Source organism: Blastococcus sp. TF02-09 (assembly GCF_003319105.1).
In the GTDB taxonomy this organism is placed as follows: domain Bacteria; phylum Actinomycetota; class Actinomycetes; order Mycobacteriales; family Geodermatophilaceae; genus Blastococcus.
Genome location: NZ_QOHH01000032.1, coordinates 1 through 779, shown reverse-complemented (window position 1 = coordinate 779; position 779 = coordinate 1). Strand labels below are relative to the sequence as shown.

The window sequence follows — 779 nt, the reverse complement described above, 5'->3', positions numbered from 1 at the left end:
CCTCGGGTTCAAGGGGTCGATGCAACACCCCAGCAGATCGGGGTGGTGTCGATGGGGCGTCCGCGGATGCCGAGGGAGATCGAGCGCAGGTTCTGGCGGTTGATCGCCCAGGGTTGGTCGACCGAGCGGGCGGCGGCCCAGGTGGGCGTGTCGAGGAACACCGGCGAGCGGTGGTTCCGTGACGGTGGGGGCATGCCCCCGATGCCTTTGGCCGAGCCCGGCAACCGGTATCTGGCCTTGGCCGAGCGGCAGCACATCGACCTGCGCTGGGAGGACGGCGCCGGGATCCGCCAGATCGCCCGGGAGCTGAACCGGGCGCCCTCGACGATCTCTCGGGAGCTGAAGCGCAACCGGCTGCGGGCCGTCCCGCACAAGCCGCCACTGCCCGATGGCGCCCGGCGCAAGCCCGGCCCGGTGCCGGGCACGGGCGGGCCCGGCCGGCGTCGGCGAGTGCGGTATCGCGCAGCCCAGGCCCAAGCCCAGGCCGAGGTGCGAGGGCGCCGCCCCAAGCCCGCCAAGCTGGCCGGGCATCCGACGCTGCGGGATTGGGTGCAGGAGAAGCTGGAGTCCGAGCAGTGGAGCCCGGAGCAGATCGCCCGCCGCCTGCCAGAGGAGTTCCCCGACGATGAGTCCATGCGCATCTCTCACGAGGCGATCTACCAGGCCCTCTACGTGCAAGGCCGCGGTGCGCTGCGCCGGGAGCTGACCGCCTGCCTGCGCACCGGCCGCGCCCTGCGCAAGCCTCGGCGGCGCACCGATGCCCGCCGCGAGCGGATCAA

1 protein-coding gene is annotated in these 779 nt (G+C 73.2%); it reads left to right on the top strand.

Going from position 1 to position 779, the window contains the following annotated elements:
* Nucleotides 1–51: 51 nt before the first annotated feature.
* Nucleotides 52–779: helix-turn-helix domain-containing protein (locus DQ239_RS20025; RefSeq protein WP_348519339.1), on the top strand; the 728-nt coding region annotated here is incomplete at its 3' end.